15 protein-coding genes are annotated in these 16588 nt (G+C 68.9%); 5 read left to right on the top strand and 10 right to left on the bottom strand.

Going from position 1 to position 16588, the window contains the following annotated elements; all coding sequences use genetic code 11:
- Position 1 precedes the first annotated feature (1 nt).
- Genes meaB through GOPIP_RS12875 form a run of 3 tightly spaced genes read right to left on the bottom strand, consistent with a single transcriptional unit; the run spans position 2 to position 5213 of the window.
- Positions 2 to 1018, bottom strand: a complete 1017-nt coding sequence (gene meaB, locus GOPIP_RS12885) for a methylmalonyl Co-A mutase-associated GTPase MeaB (RefSeq protein ID WP_006370114.1) — start codon at positions 1016 to 1018, stop codon at positions 2 to 4.
- Positions 1015 to 3279: a methylmalonyl-CoA mutase gene (gene scpA / locus GOPIP_RS12880; RefSeq protein ID WP_006370113.1), complete on the bottom strand. Its 2265-nt coding sequence runs from the start codon at positions 3277 to 3279 to the stop codon at positions 1015 to 1017. Before scpA ends, meaB begins: the two co-directional genes overlap by 4 nt.
- Positions 3276 to 5213 (bottom strand): methylmalonyl-CoA mutase family protein, encoded by a 1938-nt coding sequence (locus GOPIP_RS12875; RefSeq protein ID WP_006370112.1) that lies wholly within the window; start codon positions 5211 to 5213, stop codon positions 3276 to 3278. Before GOPIP_RS12875 ends, scpA begins: the two co-directional genes overlap by 4 nt.
- Before the next feature lie 278 nt (positions 5214 to 5491).
- Between GOPIP_RS12875 and GOPIP_RS12870 the strand changes: the two genes are divergently transcribed.
- The 4 genes from GOPIP_RS12870 (at position 5492) to GOPIP_RS12855 (ending at position 9179) form a co-directional block, all read left to right on the top strand.
- Positions 5492 to 6157: a TVP38/TMEM64 family protein gene (locus GOPIP_RS12870; RefSeq protein ID WP_006370111.1), complete on the top strand. Its 666-nt coding sequence runs from the start codon at positions 5492 to 5494 to the stop codon at positions 6155 to 6157.
- Positions 6158 to 6291: 134 nt separating this feature from the next.
- Positions 6292 to 6888 carry a hypothetical protein gene (locus tag GOPIP_RS12865; protein WP_006370110.1) on the top strand — a complete coding sequence of 199 codons (597 nt, stop codon included), beginning with the start codon at positions 6292 to 6294 and terminating at the stop codon, positions 6886 to 6888.
- Positions 6885 to 7445 carry a hypothetical protein gene (locus GOPIP_RS12860; protein WP_006370109.1) on the top strand — a complete coding sequence of 187 codons (561 nt, stop codon included), beginning with the start codon at positions 6885 to 6887 and terminating at the stop codon, positions 7443 to 7445. Before GOPIP_RS12865 ends, GOPIP_RS12860 begins: the two co-directional genes overlap by 4 nt.
- Before the next feature lie 123 nt (positions 7446 to 7568).
- A complete protein-coding gene (locus GOPIP_RS12855) occupies positions 7569 to 9179 on the top strand; it encodes an alpha/beta hydrolase (protein WP_035727944.1) in 1611 nt (536 codons plus the stop codon).
- A gap of 34 nt (positions 9180 to 9213) precedes the next feature.
- On the opposite strand, the gene GOPIP_RS12850 is transcribed toward GOPIP_RS12855, so the two are convergent.
- From GOPIP_RS12850 to GOPIP_RS12840, 3 genes are all read right to left on the bottom strand, one after another.
- Positions 9214 to 10467 (bottom strand): SPFH domain-containing protein, encoded by a 1254-nt coding sequence (locus GOPIP_RS12850; RefSeq protein WP_020171376.1) that lies wholly within the window; start codon positions 10465 to 10467, stop codon positions 9214 to 9216.
- A complete protein-coding gene (locus GOPIP_RS12845; RefSeq protein ID WP_006370106.1) occupies positions 10455 to 10883 on the bottom strand; it encodes an NfeD family protein in 429 nt (142 codons plus the stop codon). The genes GOPIP_RS12850 and GOPIP_RS12845 overlap by 13 nt, the downstream gene beginning before the upstream one ends.
- Positions 10884 to 10959: 76 nt before the next feature.
- A complete protein-coding gene (locus GOPIP_RS12840) occupies positions 10960 to 11799 on the bottom strand; it encodes a DUF3097 family protein (protein WP_014359991.1) in 840 nt (279 codons plus the stop codon).
- A 79-nt stretch (positions 11800 to 11878) separates the two neighbouring features.
- Here GOPIP_RS12840 and GOPIP_RS12835 point away from each other — a divergent pair, with 79 nt between their 5' ends.
- On the top strand, positions 11879 to 12670 hold the full coding sequence (locus tag GOPIP_RS12835; RefSeq protein WP_006370104.1) for an Rv1486c family protein: 792 nt from the start codon (positions 11879 to 11881) through the stop codon (positions 12668 to 12670).
- A 52-nt stretch (positions 12671 to 12722) separates the two neighbouring features.
- Here the strand turns inward: GOPIP_RS12835 and GOPIP_RS12830 are convergent, their stop codons facing one another.
- From GOPIP_RS12830 to GOPIP_RS12815, 4 genes are all read right to left on the bottom strand, one after another.
- Entirely contained in the window at positions 12723 to 13865 is a 1143-nt protein-coding gene (locus GOPIP_RS12830) for a ferrochelatase (protein ID WP_006370103.1), read from the bottom strand.
- 4 nt (positions 13866 to 13869) lie between these two features.
- Complete coding sequence (gene inhA, locus GOPIP_RS12825) at positions 13870 to 14703, bottom strand: NADH-dependent enoyl-ACP reductase InhA (RefSeq protein WP_006370102.1); 834 nt, start codon at positions 14701 to 14703, stop codon at positions 13870 to 13872.
- Between the two features lie 73 nt (positions 14704 to 14776).
- On the bottom strand, positions 14777 to 15520 hold the full coding sequence (gene fabG1, locus GOPIP_RS12820; protein ID WP_006370101.1) for a 3-oxoacyl-ACP reductase FabG1: 744 nt from the start codon (positions 15518 to 15520) through the stop codon (positions 14777 to 14779).
- A gap of 90 nt (positions 15521 to 15610) precedes the next feature.
- A complete protein-coding gene (locus GOPIP_RS12815; RefSeq protein WP_006370100.1) occupies positions 15611 to 16588 on the bottom strand; it encodes a VWA domain-containing protein in 978 nt (325 codons plus the stop codon).

Here is a 16588-nt window from a genome sequence, read left to right as displayed (position 1 = left end):
GTCAGCGGTTGTCGAAGGTCTCGATGATGCGCTGCGCGCCGAGCGCCGGGGTCAGCGTGGCCTCGCGTACCTGCTGCTCGACCTCGGCGCGCACCGACTTGACCTCCGGGGAATCGGCGAGGCGTGCCAGCACGGTCTCGCGCGCCATCTCCCACATCCACTCGATCTGCTGACGATTGCGTCGGGCCTCGAATTCACCTGCGGCGAGCAGTGTCTCGCGATGACGTTCCACCGCCGCCCAGTACTCGTCGACGCCGGTGTTCTCCAGCGCGCTCATCGTCTGCACGGGTGGAAACCACAGTGCGTCGTGCGGATAGATCAGCCGCAGCGCGTTCTTCAGCTCGCGGGCGGCCGCGTTCGCCTCGGTGAGATGTTTGCCGTCGGCCTTGTTGACGATGATCACGTCGGCGAGCTCGAGGACACCTTTCTTGATGCCCTGCAACGAATCCCCGGTGCGGGCCAGGGTCAGGAACGAGAACGTGTCGACCATGTTGGCCACCGCGACCTCCGACTGGCCGACGCCGACGGTCTCCACCAGCACCACGTCGAAACCTGCGGCCTCGACGAGGACGATCGACTCGCGGGTGGCCTTGGCGACCCCGCCGAGCGTGCCGGACGTCGGTGACGGCCGGATGTAGGCACGCTTGTCCATCGACAACCGGCCCATCCGGGTCTTGTCCCCGAGGATCGACCCGCCGGTACGCGTCGAGGACGGGTCGACGGCGAGTACCGCGACCTTGTGCCCCTGCTCGATGAGATGCAGTCCGAGTGCTTCGATCGTGGTGGACTTACCGACCCCCGGGACGCCGGTGATGCCGACCCGAAACGACTTGCCCGAGTGCGGAGTCAGACGCAGGAGCAACTCCTGCGCCGCGGCGCGGTGATCGGGCCGACGCGATTCGACGAGGGTGATCGCGCGGGCGAGGTCCGCGCGACGGTCCTCGAGGATGGCCTCGGCGAGCGCATCGACGTCTACCCGTCGGCGTACCGCTGCCCGTGTGCCGCTCTGGTCGGTCACTCGGAAGCGACTCCGGCGAGTTCGAGCCCGAGATTGTCGGCGAGCTTGCCGACGAGTTCGACCGCCGAGTCGGCGATGACGGTACCGGGCGGGAAGATCGCCGCGGCGCCTGCCTCGTAGAGCTCCTCGAAATCACCGGGCGGGATCACCCCACCGACGACGATCATGATGTCGGGGCGGCCGACCTCCTCGAGCGCCTTGCGCAGCGCGGGCACCAGTGTCAGATGCCCGGCGGCCAGCGAGGACACACCGACGACGTGGACGTCGTTGTCGGCGGCTTGCGTGGCGACCTCCTCGGGGGTGGCGAACAGCGGGCCCACGTCGACGTCGAAGCCGAGGTCGGCGAATGCCGTCGCGATCACCTTCTGCCCGCGGTCGTGTCCGTCCTGGCCCATCTTGGCGACCAGCACGCGCGGGCGCCGACCCTCCGCCTCGGCGAACTGCTCGACGATCTCCGTGGCCGCCTCGACGCCGGTCACCGCACCCACCTCATGTCGATACACCCCGCTGATGGTCTTGATCTCTGCCTGATGGCGACCATAGACCTTTTCCAGCGCCGCGGAGATCTCGCCGACGGTCGCCTGCTGCCGGGCGGCCTCGATGGCCAGGGCCATCAGGTTGTTCTCCATGCCGCCGTCGTCGCTGGCCGCGGCGCGCGTCAGATCGGCCAGGGCCGCCTCCACCGCCGCCGAATCCCGGCCTGCGCGAAGCCGATCGAGCTTCTCGAGTTGTTCGGTGCGCACCTTGGAGTTCTCGACCTTGAGGACCTCGATCTCCTCGTCGTCCTCGACGCGGTACTTGTTGACCCCGATGAGCGGCTGCTGACCGGAGTCGATGCGCGCCTGCGTGCGGGCGGCGGCCTCCTCGATCCGCAACTTCGGCAGACCCTCGTTGATCGCCTGCGTCATACCGCCGGTCGCCTCGACCTCGGCGATGTGCTCGCGGGCCTTCTGGGCGAGCTGATGGGTCAGCCACTCGACGTAGTTGCTGCCCGCCCACGGATCGATCGGGCGTGTGGTACCCGATTCCTGCTGCAACAGCAGCTGGGTGTTGCGGGCGATGCGGGCGGAGAAGTCCGTCGGCAGGGCGATCGCCTCGTCGAGGGCGTTGGTGTGCAACGACTGGGTGTGACCCTGGGTGGCCGCCATCGCCTCGACGCAGGTACGGGCGACGTTGTTGAACACGTCCTGGGCGGTCAACGACCACCCCGAGGTCTGCGAATGTGTGCGCAGCGACAACGATTTCGGGTTCTTCGGATCGAACTGGGCGACGAGTTCGCTCCACAGCAGACGCGCGGCACGCAGCTTGGCGACCTCCATGAAGAAGTTCATCCCGATGCCCCAGAAGAACGACAGTCGCGGGGCGAACTTGTCGATGTCGAGCCCGGCGTCGAGGCCGGCGCGGATGTACTCCACACCGTCGGCGAGGGTGTAGGCGAGCTCGAGATCGGCGGTGGCCCCGGCCTCCTGGATGTGATAGCCGGAGATGGAGATCGAGTTGAACCGCGGCATCTTCTGGCTGGTGTACTCGAAGATGTTGGAGATGATCCGCATCGACGGCTTGGGCGGATAGATGTAGGTGTTGCGGACCATGAACTCCTTGAGGATGTCGTTCTGGATGGTCCCCGCCAGCTTCTCCGGCGGCACGCCCTGTTCCTCTGCGGCAACGACATACAGCGCCAGGATGGGCAGCACCGCACCGTTCATCGTCATCGACACCGACACGCTGCCGAGGTCGATGCCGTCGAAGAGCTGGCGCATGTCGAGGATGGAGTCGATCGCCACACCCGCCATGCCGACGTCACCGGCGACGCGTGGATGGTCGGAATCGTAGCCGCGGTGGGTGGCCAGGTCGAAGGCCACCGACAGGCCCTTCTGCCCGGCCGCCAGGTTGCGGCGGTAGAAGGCGTTGGATTCCGCCGCGGTGGAGAAGCCCGCGTACTGGCGGATGGTCCACGGCTGGTTGACGTACATCGTCGGATACGGGCCGCGGATGAACGGCGCCGCCCCGGGTACCGAATCCAACGGATACGGGTGGGCGCCGTCGGTGGTCACCGCATCCCGGTCGGCGCGGGTGTACACCGGCGTGACGTCGATCTGCTCGGGGGTGCTCCAGGTGACCTGCTCGGTGCTGTAACCGTGGGCGGCCGAGAGGTCCCCGATCACCTCCGCAGCCGCGTCGGCCGGTACCGCCGGCACCTCGACGGCGAGGTCGACGTCGGCGAAACTCGGTATCGCGGTTGTCTGTTCGGTGTTGGTCATGCGCTGGCTCCCGAGGTGGCGGGGACGGAGGGGACGAGCCGGTCGAAGAGGTCGGTGAGGGTGGCCACCGCGTCGATGCCCACACGCAGCGAGCCATCGGGGCGGTCGTCACCGGCGGGCCATTCCTTGTCCGGTCCGGCGAGCAGCACGTGCGCCAGACCCGCTGCCCGCGCCGCGGCCAGCGCCGCCGGACCGTCCTCGGCGTAGCGCGCCTTGGCGCCGCACAGGACGGCGATCGGCGTGCCGGTGTCGGCGATCGCGGTGGGGATGGTCGACGCGTCGAGCGGCCCGGGGTTCACCGCCTCGATCCCGCCCGCCGCGAGCAGATTCGCGACGAACGTGGTGCGGCCGTTGTGCTCGGCCACACTTCCCAACGGCAGCAACAGGATTCGCGGACGGGTGCCGGTGTCGGCGAACTGGGCGTCGGAGCGATCCCGCAACTGCTCGAAGGCGCGTCCGACGCGGGCCAGTCGCGGGGTCGCGCCGACGAGGTCGGTCGTCGTGGCCGGGGCGCCGGTGATCGGCTTCTCGGCGAGATTCGGGAACTCGTTGACCCCGGTCACCGATTCGCGACGATGGGCGACCGCCACGTCCCGGGTCTGCAACGACTCGGCGACACGCTCGGCGATCCACCCCGAGTCGAGGGCGGCGCGATATCCGCCCTGCTTCTCGATGTCACCGAAGACCGCCCACGCGTTCGCGGCGAGGTCGTCGGTGAGCGATTCGACGAACCACGATCCGCCTGCCGGATCGAGCACGCGTCCGATGTTGGACTCCTCGAGGAGCAACAGCTGGGTGTTGCGGGCGATCCGCCGGGAGAACGCGGCTCCGGAGGTGCGCGCATCGGCGGGCAACGCGGCGTCGTACCGCAGGACGGTGACCTGGTCGGCACCGCCGACGCCGGCACCGAAGGCGGCGATGGTGCTGCGCAGCATGTTGACCCACGGATCACGCTGGCTGTACATCGACAGGTCGGTGACCGCATGGGTCAGCGCGCCACCGGAGTTCGGTGCGCCGATCACCTCGGCCACCCGAGCCCAGATACGCCGCAGCGCACGCAGTTTCGCGATTCCGGCGAACTGATCGTCGGCGACCGAGACGGCGAAGGTGAGCTGTTCCAGCGCGGCCGCGGGGTCGAGTCCGGCGGCGGTGAGATCACGCAGATGCGCCACCGCGGCAGCCACCGACAGGGCCAGTTCGAGTCCGTTGTCGGCACCGGCGGTGGCGAAGTCGGTGCCGTCGACCCGGAGGGTGCGAACCGCGGCGCCGTGCGCCCCCGCGACCTCGACCGCCAGTTCCGTGGCCGCCTCGGGTGCCACCGTGGGCCGTCCCGAGTATGCGGCGGTCAGCGGTGAGAGCCCGAGGGACAGCGTCGTCGCCGCGGTCGGCGCGGCGGTGTTCGCGCCCGCGGGCGCACCGTCGAGGACGGCGAGCAGGGCGCGTGCGGCCTCGATACCCGAGGCGCCGCCGTCGAGGGTGATCGGCACGAGGTCCAGGTAGACACCGGACAGCACGGTGGCGAGGTCGTCGGCGGTCAGTGCACCTCCGACGGCCAGCCACAGGCCGCTGGTCCCGTTGTTCATCGCCTCGAGGATCTCGGTGTTGACCTGTTGGGCCGATGCCGGATCGTCGCCGAATCGTTCGGTCACCCGCCAGCCGGTGAGGACGTCGCGGTGCGGGTCGGCCCCACGGACGTAGGGGAAGCCACCGGGGACACCGGGTTCTGCGGTCTCGTCTCGGCGCGTGTAGAGCGGGCGGACGGTCAGCCCGTCCCGGGTCTGCGTGGACAGCAGTGCCTCGGGGGTGTCGGGGAGATCATCGACCTCGACGCGCCGCGACTTGGCGAGCACCCCGGCCGCGGCCCGCGACCATGTCTTGTATGCCTCGTCGAGCGCCTGTCGGGACTGCTCGGGCTGTTCGCTGTGCTCGGGCATCGTGCTGCACACACCTCCATCATGCGCTCGGTCGAGAGCGTAGTTGACCTTAGCCGATCGCTCGCTCGGTACCGCACAGTAGGCCCGTGTCGTGACGTATGCCACGTCCGACACGCCTGGCCCGGCGGACTCGGCCGCGATCACGCGGGAGCCGGTCGAGCGGACCGCCCTAGAGTGGAGCGGTGCGTAACGATCGCAGTGGTTCCGGCGAGTCCGTGGCACCCGCCTCGCCCGAGCCGCCGATCCCGTCGGGGTCGCCGGGCAGGTCCAGAGATGCGATGACCACCCAATCGCGCCGCAGTATCCGCAACGCGGTCCTCGGACTCGTCGCGGTGTGCGCGGTGCTGGCCATCTCCTATCTCGTTCCCCTTCCCTCGGTCGGCAGTGTGCGCGCCTGGGGCGAGAATCTCGGGCCCGCCTTCGTCTGGGTGTTCTTCGGCGCCTACGTGGTATGCACGGCACTGCCGATCCCCCGCACCATCTTCACCGTCATGTCGGGGATTTTCTTCGGTCCCGTCGTCGGCGTGATCGGCGCGATGATCTCGGCAACCCTGGCGGCGTACCTGGCGTTCCGGGTGGCCCGTGGTGTCGGGCGGTCCCGCATTCAGCCATTCCTGCAGCGGCCGGTGATGCGAGCGGTCGAGTACCGGCTGGCCGCGCGCGGCTGGCTGGCCGTCGGGTCGCTGCGGCTGATCCCGGTCTGTCCGTTCTGGCTGCTGAACTACTGCGCGGGACTCTCCTCGGTGCGCACCGGCCCCTACCTGCTGGCGAGTGTGACGTGCATGGCCCCGGGAACCGTGGCGGTCGTGCTTCTCGGCGACGCGCTGACCGGTCGACAGAACCCGTGGTTGCTGGCTCTGAGCGCCACGTTCTTCGCGATCGGGGTCATCGGGCTCGTCGTCGACGTGCGGACACCCCTTCGGCCATCAACTTCTCAAACTTGATTTATTCATATCAAGTCATTTTGCTTGATATACCGATGACAAGTCCTCATACTTGTGGCATGAGGCACCACGGGCCGCGGGGTCCCCGCAACCGCAGTCGCCGCAACCGCCCTGTCGGTGGCGGGTGATCTGCTGTGTTCGTGATGACGATCGACCAGCGCCGGAGCCGGACGGACCGCGACCGCGTTCCCGACCTGCTCACCGCCGTTGCCGACACCCCGGTCCTCCGACCCTTCGACCGCACCGCAGGCGACGAGGTCCAGGCCGTACTCACCGACCCGGACGCCGTCGTCGCCGTCACCCTGCTGCTGGCCGACGAGGGACATTGGAGCATCGGCATCGGCATCGGCGACGTCGAGACACCGCTCCCTGCGCAGACCCGGGCGGGCCGCGGTGAGGCGTTCGAGCATGCGCGGGCCGCGGTGGAAGCGGCCAAGGCCGCGCGGCCACCGCTGGCGGTGCGCGGAGCGTCCCGGTGGGCCGAACACGCCGACACCGCTCTGCGTCTGCTCACCGAGATCGTGATCACCCGCTCGGCCGCGGGCCGGGAGGCCGTGTCGCTGGTCCGTGGCGGCCTGCGACAGACCGCGGCGGCCGAAGAGCTCGGCATCACCCCGCAGGCCATGTCGCAGCGATTGCGGGCGGCGCGCTGGGAACTGGAGTCGCCCACGCGAGATCTCGTCGCCGATCTCCTCGCCCGCGCCGACCGACCCGCCGAGGACCCCCGATGACCGCCACCGCCATCACGGTGCTCATCGTGATCGCCGCGCTCCCCGGGGCGGCGATGGCGCTGCACCGTCGGCTCGGCAACCGCGAGTGGATCGATCCGGCGTCGAGCGTCGTCTCGTTGCTGCTCGCAGCGGTGGCCGCACTGTGCGCGTGGTCCGGTACCGCACCGACCACCCACGCCGTGTCCGTCATCGGATCCCTCGCGGCCACCACGGCCGCGGTCACCGCCGGCGGCGCCATCGTCCGATCGGTACTCATCGCCGGAGGCGTCACCAGGGCCCCGGCCCCCAGCGCACCGCCCGCGGGCCGGCCGGACGAACCCGAGTCCGGTCCGCTGCGTGGTGGCCGGGTGATCGGATACCTCGAACGGCTCGCCGTCGTCGGGACCCTGCTGCTCGGTTGGCCGGAGGGGCTGGCGATCATCCTCGCGGTCAAGAGCCTGGCCCGGTTTCCGGAACTACGCGCGCCGCATGCCAGCGAGCAGTTCATCATGGGCACCTTCGCCTCGGTGCTGTGGGCGTGCGGGATGGCCGGGGTGGGGCACCTCCTGGCCGTGTGACCGCGGCCGGCACGGTCCGATAAGTCGGGCTGGTCGGTTTCTCGAGCCCGAAATATCAAGCGTTGAGCGGACTCTCAGCTGATTGACGGCGAGGTGCCAGTTCCGGGACGCACACTGGCGCGAGTGGGTTCGCACACGTACGGACACGGCGTTTCGTTGCTCGACGGCTGGCTGCCGCTGACCATCGAGATCGTCGCCATCGTCCTCTTGGTCCTGGTCATCGCACGCCGGTCGCGACGATGGTGGCTGCTCTGGATTCCGGTGAGCGTCGGAGTCGGCGCACTGACGGTGTGGGCCGCATACGAATACTGGTCCTCAGAGGGTATGTCCTCCGACCCCGCGCCGCAGCTCTTGTGGTGGTGGATCGGCGCGCTGGGCGCCGCGGTGGCGCTGGTCGTCGTCGGTGCACGTCGCACCCAGTGGTGGCGCCGGGTGGCATCGGTGTTGTCGGTGATCGCCGTGCTCGCGGCGGCGGCGCTCAGTGTGAACCAGTGGGTCGGCTACTTCCCGACCGTTCAGGAGGCGTGGGCGCAACTGACTGCCGGACCGCTGCCCGACCAGATCGACAACTCGACGCTGGCCGCCGATCGCAACACCGTGCAGACCACCGGCAAGGTGGTCTCCATCGACACCGGTTCGGCGCACAGCGATTTCGCCCATCGCACCGAATACGTCTATCTGCCACCCGCGTGGTTCGCCGGCCCCACCCCGCCGACCCTTCCGGTCGTGATGATGATCAGCGGCGAATTCAACACCCCCGCCGACTGGATGCGCACCGGACATGCCGTCCAGATCATCGACGCCTACGCGCGGACACATCACGGACAGGCTCCGATCCTGGTGTTCCCGGATGTGGGCGGAAGCTTCAACAACGACACCGAATGCGTCAACGGGCCCCGCGGCAACGTCGCCACACATCTGACCGACGAGGTCCGTCCGGCGGTGATCTCGCAGTTCCACGCATCGCCTGCCGCCGCCAACTGGGGCGTGGTCGGCTGGTCGATGGGCGGCACCTGCGCGGTGGACCTGGTGACCATGCACCCCGATGAATTCACCTCGTTCGAGGACATCGCCGGCGACGCCGCCCCCAACTCCGGCACCACGAGCCAGACGGTCAGCCGGCTCTTCGGGGGCAGCACCACGGCCTACGCCGACTTCGACCCGGCGACGGTCATGGCGCGGCACGGTCGCTACACCGGGGTCTCGGGGTGGTTCGACGAATCCTCCGGCGGCGGCTGGGGTCCCGGCGGTCCGGGACAGCACGGCGGACACCACCCGGGACAGGGCGGCCGGGGCCAGGGGCAGTGGGGTCAAGGACAAGGGGGCCAGGGACAAGGGGGCCAGGGACAAGGGGGCCAGGGACAAGGGGGCCAGGGACACGGGAATCAGGGCAAGTGGGGTGGCCCGGGCCAGGGTGGCACCGGACTCGGTGGCCGCGACGGCGGTGGGCACATCACCCCGGGGTCTGAGCTGACCGCGGCACGAACGCTGTGCGCCGACGGTGAAAAAGTGGGCATCACCTGTTCGATCCATCTGCAATCGGGCGGGCACACATGGCAATTCGCCGAGCAGGCCTTCACCGACGCGCTGCCCACCATGGCCGCCGAGATCGGGGTACCCGACGCCGGTCCGGTGCCGGCGACCACGACACACACGCCCTCGGGCACCGCACCGAGTGCCCCGTCGGCGTCGGTGAACGCGATGTCCGCACCCTCGTCCTCGCCACCGGCGTGAGACCCCGCCAGGCGTGGAGCCGGACGACGCGGGCCTACGAGCTCGGCTCGGCGGTGTCGGTCGGGGCGGCCGATTCGACCGCGGGTGCCGCCGCGAATCCCGGTGCCGCGTCGAGCGCTCCCGACGAGGTGGTGTCGGCGGGGATGGAGCGACGAGTGGCCGCACGCAGCGGAGCATCGGGTTCGACGGGCTGACGGGCAACCGCCTCGGCCTCGGCAACCGCACGCGCCACCCGCGGGTCGGTGGTCATGTCGAACCAGCCCTCGGTGTCGGATTCGTCGACGTCGGCCGGGATGTCGTCGGCGGGCTCGTAGCGGAACACCCCGTCGTCGCCCTTGACGCCGAACGACTTCGCGAATCCCTGGAGGGCCGAACCGAAGTCGGTCGGCAACACCCACACCTTGCTGGCTTCGCCCTTGGCCATCTCGGGGATCTGTTGCAGGTACTGATAGGCGAGGATCTCCGGTGTCGGCTTGCTCGCCTTGACCGCGGCGAAGGTCTTCTGGATCGCCTTGGCCTCACCCTGCGCCTTGAGGTAGGTCGCCGCGCGATCGCCCTGGGCACGCAGGATGCGGGACTGCCGCTCGGCCTCGGCGGAGAGGATCGCGGCCTGCTTGGCACCCTCGGCGGACAGGATCTGGCTCTGCTTGGCACCCTCGGCGGTCTTGATCGCCGACTCGCGCTGTCCCTCCGCGGCCAGGATGGTCGCGCGCTTCTCACGGTCGGCCTTCATCTGCTTTTCCATCGATTCCTGGATCGACGGCGGCGGCATGATCGACTTGAGCTCGACGCGCGCCACGCGCAGTCCCCATCGCCCGGTCGCCTCGTCGAGTACGCCGCGCAACTGGCCGTTGATCGAGTCCCTCGACGTCAGCGTCTCCTCGAGGGTCATGCCACCGACCACGTTGCGCAGTGTGGTGATGGTCAGCTGCTCGACGCCGGCGATGTAGTCGTCGATCTCGTAGACCGCCGACCGCGGATTGGTGACCTGGAAGTAGACGACGGTGTCGATCGACAGGGTGAGGTTGTCCTCGGTGATGACCGGCTGCGGGGGGAAGGACACCACGCGTTCGCGGATGTCGACGCGCGCCCGGATCCGGTCGATGAACGGCACCAGCAGGGTCAACTGCCCCGACACGGTACGGGTGTAGCGCCCCAGGCGTTCGATCACCGCCGCCTCCGCCTGCGGGATGAGGGCCACCGATTTCGCGAGGGTGACCACCACCAACACGATCACCAGGACGGCCACCACCAAGCCGATGTACTCCACGACCCTCACCCCTTCCATACGACGGCGGTCGCGCCGTCGATCTGCATCACGGTCACCTGTTCGCCCGGTTCGAAATGATCGCCGGGGGTCATCGCGCGGGCGGACCACTCCTCGCCGTCGATCTTCACCCGGCCGCGGTGTTCGTCGACGGACGCGAGGACCGTGGCGTGCTTGCCCTCGAGCGCCTCGACGTTGGTCAGCAATGCCGGTCGGGACATCAGATGCCGTTTGGCCACCGGCCGCACGAATGCCAGCAACGCGACCGCAACCACCGCGAACACCACCACGTCCACCCAGATGGGTGGTGAGACAAAGAAATCCACACCCGTGGCGGCGAGCGCGCCACCACCGAGCATGAGCAGCACCAGATCTCCGCTGACCATCTCGCCGATCAGCAGCACGATCACGGCCACCAGCCAGATCAGGGTGCTCATGGGTCCAGTCTGCCAGAATCGCCACCGGGGCAGCGGCGATCCGGACCGCGCCCGAGTCCCCGGAGCGATCGCCGACTCAGCCGTCGCCGTCCGCGGCGGTCACGAAATCGATGAGTTCCTCGACCGAGCGCAACAGATCCACCTCGAGGTCACGGAAGTCGGTGACCTTCGACAGCACCCGACGCCAGCCGTCTTGTGGTGTGCCCCAGCCCAATCGGGTACACACCCCGGCCTTCCACTCCTCCCCGCGCGGCACCGTCGGCCAGGCCCGGATGCCGACGGAGGCCGGTTTGACCGCTTCCCAGACATCGATGAACCGATGCCCACGAACGAGGACGTGCTCCCCCACATCCGCGGTCAGGCGCTCCTCCTTGGAACCGGCAACGAGGTGGTCGACCAACACACCCGCTCGGCGATGGGCGGCAGGCCCGAAATCGGCGAGTACGGCGTCGAGGTTGTCGAGGCCGTCGAGCCCCACGACCACCACCCCCTCGGCGCGCAGATCCGATCCCCAGACGCGTTCGAGAAGAGTGGCGTCGTGCACGCCCTCGACGAAGATCCGGCTCGCACGGGCCGTGCGGGCGCGCGCCGCGGGCGCCACCCGTGATCCCGACGCGGTGCGCTGTGCCGCGACCGGACCCCGGGTGCGCGGTCGGACCAGGGTCACCGGCGAACCGTCGATGAGGAACGCCGCGGGATGCATGACGAAGACCCGCGTACGCCCGTGGCGGTCCTCGAGCCGTACCAGGTCGCCGGCATAGCTCTTCTCGAGTCCGACGACGGCGCCGCAGAATCCGCTGGCCGCGTCCTCGACGACCAGGTCTCGCTCTGCCGCCACCTCTGGGGTGCGGGGCGCGGCGCGGCGCGGCGCCGCCAGTACATCTCGTCCGTAACGATCGTCGGTCACACCCGTCACGCTAACCAACTCCCGCCCCAGACCGGCGAAAGCCACGCCGGGCGCCGATGTGCGAACCGGAAGGTATCGTGGACGACCTATGACCAGTATCGACCATGTCCTGCAACACGCCTGGCCGGCCAGCGCCCTGGGCGCGTGGTCTGCGGCGTGGATCGCCGGACGCTGCTCCCCCGACGACGTCGTCGACACCCTCGCCGGAACCGCCGATCTGCACGTCCTCGACGACCGGACGGGCACGCCCGACCCGACCCCGGCCGGTGTTCTGGGAATGCTCACCCTGCTCCGCGACGCCGGACGCCTCTCGGTCCGGCTCCCCAGCGCCGGTGACCCGCAGGGCCTCCCGCCCGACGAGGCCACCACCGCCGCCTTCGCCGCCGGCGAGGTCCTGTTGATCGACGACGGCGCCGCGACGCCGCTGGCACTGATCCCGACCGAACACGACGGCTCCTGCCGCTGGCGGGCGATGCGCTACCGATCGGAGGTGCCAAGCGGGGCAACCGGGCTCGCCGGCGACATCGAATACGAACTGCGACAGGCAATCTCGACGACAGCCGAGCTGATCACGAAGATCGGTGGCCGGACGGCGACGATGCCCGTCGATCTGCGCGGAACGCTGCGCGCACAGACCCACCGCCACCTCGTCGAGGTGCCACCACACGACGACATGCGTGCGACACGCATGATCGAGACCGCGGCACAGGTCGAGTCGATCGCGATCCTCGCCGGCGAGGCCGGAGCCGGATTCGGGGCAACCGCCGCACAGTGGTCATCCGGCGATGGGGAGCTGCGGCGGCTGGTCGGTCTCGCCCATGCCGCGCGCGCCGCCGCGGTGAACCGGATCATCGCCGAATTCCTCGGCACCACGTGGTGATCGGCGGTCGCCGACGATCCACATCCCCGGTGAGGGTGATCGCCCCCCGCCGTCAGCGGCGGGTCGGGCGGGCCACCGGGACACAGCAGCGGTCCCGGCAGATCGCCCCGTTGTCCCCGCACCCCATCGGCGGCTCGCCCGCCGGAGTGGTTGCAGCACCGGCATAGCGGTCATCGGCAAGGTGGTCGTCGACGAGATCGGCGATCAGGGACACGAAACGCGCGTCGGTACCCACGGTGTCGGCGCGGACGTAATCCATTCCCAGACGCCGCGCGGTATCGGCCGCCTCGTTGTCGAGATCCCAGATCACCTCGAGATGATCGGAGATGAAACCCACCGGGTAGACGATGACCTGCGTGGTGCCCTGCTCGGCCAGTGTTTCGAGATGATCGCAAATGTCCGGGCTCAACCAGGGCACCTGCGGCGGTCCCGACCGCGACTGCCACACCTGGTCGTGGACGTCGAAACCGGCTGCCCGCGCAACCATCTCGGCCGCACGAGCCACCTGATGCGAATACAGGTGGCCGCCGTCGGCGGCGGGCCCGGAGTTCGCGTCGGCGGCGCTCGGCACCGAATGCGCCGTGCACACCAGACGCGGCGGGCGTGACGCGGGCGGAAGGAGGGCCGCCGCACGCGTGATCGCGTCACGGCCGGCCGCCACCATCGCCGGACGATCCCAATACTGTGGGAGTTTGCGCAGCAGAACGGGATCCGACGATGCGGCCGCGGGTCGGCGGCGCGACAGCTCGGTCACCGCGTGCTCGATGTCCTCGTGGTACTGCCGACAACCGGAATAGCCACCCCAGGCCGACGTCGGGAACACCAGAATCCGCCGATGACCCGCGTCGTACATCTCGGTGACGGTGTCGGCGATCATCGGATGCCAGTTGCGGTTACCGAAGAAGACCGGCAGCCCCTCGTGCCCGCGACGGTCCAACTCGGCACGCAGGGCCGCGATCAGGTCGAGATTGAGCCGGTTGATCGGTGACACACCACCGAAGTGCAGGTAGTGCTGCGCCACCGCCTCGAGGCGCTCCCGGGGCACACCACGCCCTCGGGTGACGTTCTCCAGGAAGGGGATCACGTCGTCGGGCCCGTCGGGCCCCCCGAAGGACAGGAACAGCACGGAGTCGAACGGCCGGCGCTCGCCGGTGCGATCGACGTCCCCGCGTTCGGGCGCGACGGTCACCGACACACGCTCACTTGATGAAGTCCTCAGGGAACCAGGTGTTGTGGCTCGCCCCGCCGTCGACGTAGACGATCGACCCGGTGGTGCCCGGCAGATAGTCGGAGAGCAGTGTGCACACACTGGTGCCCACCACGCCCGGATCGTTGACGTCCCAGCCGATCGGCGACGCACCGTTCCAGTACTCGTTGAGCATGTTCAGCTTCTTCGCGTCATCCGTCGCGGTGCCCGAAATCGCCTTGGCAGCAAGCGTTTTAATGGGACCGGCCGCGACCAGATTGGACCGGATCCGCTTGGCGTAGCCAACCTCACGCGCCACATAACGGTTCACCGACTCCAGGGCGGCCTTGGCCACCCCCATCCAGTTGTAGTCGGGCATCGCGGTCCGCGGATCGAAGTCCATGCCGACGATCGAGCCGCGTTCGTTCATCACCGGCAGCACCGCGCGCGCGAGCGACGCGTAGCTCCACGCCGAGATCTCGAAGGCCTTGGACACGTCGGGGCCCGGGCCGTCGAGGAACGGCACGGCGTCGGGGCCCATCAGGGTTTTGGGCGCGAACGCGATCGAGTGCACCACTCCGTCGACGCCCTCGGGCGCGAGTTCACCGACCTTGTCGGCGAGTGCGGCGAGCGACTCCTCGTCGGTGACGTCGAGCGGGATCGCCGGCGGGACCTCCTGCGGTAGCCGCTTGGCGATGCGGTCGATCAGCCGCAATCGCTCCGGGATCCCGGTGATGATGACCTTCGCGCCCTGCTCCTGGGCGACCTTGGCGGTGTGGAAGGCGATGGAGGCATCGGTGATGATGCCGGTGACGAGGACGGTCTTGCCGTCCAGGATTCCGCTCACGGCGAGAACTCCTCTGCTGTGCGGGGTCGGGGGGATAGAGAAAATCGATGGTGGGAGAACGGATCCGGAGAGTCTAGTGGCCCATACCGAGACCGCCGTCGACGTTGATCACATTGCCGGTGACATAGGACGAGTCGTCGGAGGCCAGGAACGACACCACCGCGGCGACCTCCTCGGGCTGTCCCATCCGTTTGGCCGGGATCGCCTGGTCCACCGCGGTCTTGGTGTACTCCTCGGGCAGCGCTCGGGTCATGTCGGTGTCGATGAGCCCGGGTGCGACGACGTTGGCGGTGATGTTGCGGCCGCCGAGTTCGCGGGTCACCGACCGGGCGAGCCCGATCACACCGGCCTTCGACGAGGCGTAATTGGCCTGGCCGGGGGTACCCATCAGACCGACGACAGAGCCGAGGTAGATGAATCGTCCCCACCGCTTGCGCAGCATGTCCCGGGTGGCCGCCTTGGTCACCCGGAAGGCCCCGGTCAGGTTGGCGTTGATGACCTTCTCGAAGCTCTCCACGCTCATCCGCATGAGAAGCGTGTCCTCGTTGATGCCGGCGTTGGACACAACCACCTCGACGGGCCCCTGATGCTCGGCGATCTCGGTGAACGCCCGGTCCACCGACTCGGTGTCGGTGACATCGCACACGACCCCGAACAACCCGTCGGGCACCCCGGAACCGCGATGGGTCACCGCGACCTTGTGCCCGTCGGCGAGCAGCCGCCGGGCCACGGCCAGACCGATTCCACGGTTGCCGCCGGTGACCAGTACCGATCGTGAGACCCGACCGGTGTCGGTCGATTCGTTGCTATCAGCCATGCGCCAAACCTATCGGTTGGATCGGTGTCACTTGCTGCCAGGTCGGCCCTGGGCGCGCACCCGCACACACCGACGCCTCCGGTGCACCGACTACGGCAGGCGCTGGTTGATGACCAGCGAGCCGATGACCGCGGCGATCGCGAGGATCGTGCCGGAGATGATCCAGGGTCGCGAGTTGTCGCCCTTGCGGATCTCGTAGCCGATGTCCTGCTGCAGCGATTCGTAGACCTTGTTGAGCTCGTCGAGACTCGACGCGGTGAAGAACCGGCCGCCGGAGAGGTTGGCGATCTGACGCAGGGTGTCGTCGTCGACGGGCACCGGTACCTGATCGCCGTCGAGATCCACGGTGCCGGTCGCGGTACCGAAGGAGATCGTGGACACCGGGATGTTCTCCTCCTTGGCCTTACGGGCCGCGGTGAAGGCGCCGCGCGGGTCGTCGGGGTCGTCGGGCACCGTCTCCTTGCCGTCGGAGAGCAACACGATGCGTGCCGGTGGCGCGCCGGAGTCACCGCCGAGGACGGCGTTGAGCGTCTGGATCTGCTGGATGGCCGCGAAGATGCCCTCACCGGTGGCCGTCTTGTCGGCCAGTTGCAGTTTGTCGACGGCGGACTTGGTCGCACCGTGATCCGGTGTGGGCGTGACGAGATTCGACGCCGTCCCGGCGAACGAGATCAGGCCCAGGTTGATGCCGTCGGTGAGGTCGTCGGCGAATTTCTTCGCCGCGGCCTGCGCCGCCTTGAGCCGCGTCGGCGCGACGTCGGTCGACTCCATGGATCGCGAGACGTCCATGACCAGGATGACGGTGGCCTTGTTGCGCGGCACCTTGCGATCGGCCTGCGGTCCGGCCGCGGCGACGACGAGCAGGAGCAACGCGACGATCAGCAGGGCGATCGGGGCGTGGCGGGCCCATCGTGTCCAGCGACCATCGGGCGTGGTGACCCGGTCGAGGACCTCGGTGTTGGCGAACTGCAGGGTTCGCCTGCGACGAGCCCGGAGGATGTAGACATAGCAGGCGACGACGCCGGCCACGAGCAGGGCGAGCAACAGCCACCAGGGGTTGGAGAACAC

The organism is Gordonia polyisoprenivorans NBRC 16320 = JCM 10675 (genome assembly GCF_000241325.1).
GTDB lineage: Bacteria > Actinomycetota > Actinomycetes > Mycobacteriales > Mycobacteriaceae > Gordonia > Gordonia polyisoprenivorans.
The sequence above is the reverse complement of the archived record's forward strand: the minus strand, read 5'-3'. Positions and strand labels throughout refer to the sequence as shown.

What these genes read in the sequence shown, in the direction of transcription:
- GOPIP_RS12845 (WP_006370106.1), bottom strand. Translation starts at nt 10,883, where the DNA reads ATGAGCACCCTGATCTGGCTGGTGGCCGTGATCGTGCTGCTGATCGGC.
- GOPIP_RS12835 (WP_006370104.1), top strand. Translation starts at nt 11,879, where the DNA reads ATGACCAGTATCGACCATGTCCTGCAACACGCCTGGCCGGCCAGCGCC.
- GOPIP_RS12850 (WP_020171376.1), bottom strand. Translation starts at nt 10,467, where the DNA reads ATGGAAGGGGTGAGGGTCGTGGAGTACATCGGCTTGGTGGTGGCCGTC.
- fabG1 (WP_006370101.1), bottom strand. Translation starts at nt 15,520, where the DNA reads ATGGCTGATAGCAACGAATCGACCGACACCGGTCGGGTCTCACGATCG.
- GOPIP_RS12870 (WP_006370111.1), top strand. Translation starts at nt 5,492, where the DNA reads ATGACCACCCAATCGCGCCGCAGTATCCGCAACGCGGTCCTCGGACTC.
- GOPIP_RS12875 (WP_006370112.1), bottom strand. Translation starts at nt 5,213, where the DNA reads ATGCCCGAGCACAGCGAACAGCCCGAGCAGTCCCGACAGGCGCTCGAC.
- GOPIP_RS12860 (WP_006370109.1), top strand. Translation starts at nt 6,885, where the DNA reads ATGACCGCCACCGCCATCACGGTGCTCATCGTGATCGCCGCGCTCCCC.
- scpA (WP_006370113.1), bottom strand. Translation starts at nt 3,279, where the DNA reads ATGACCAACACCGAACAGACAACCGCGATACCGAGTTTCGCCGACGTC.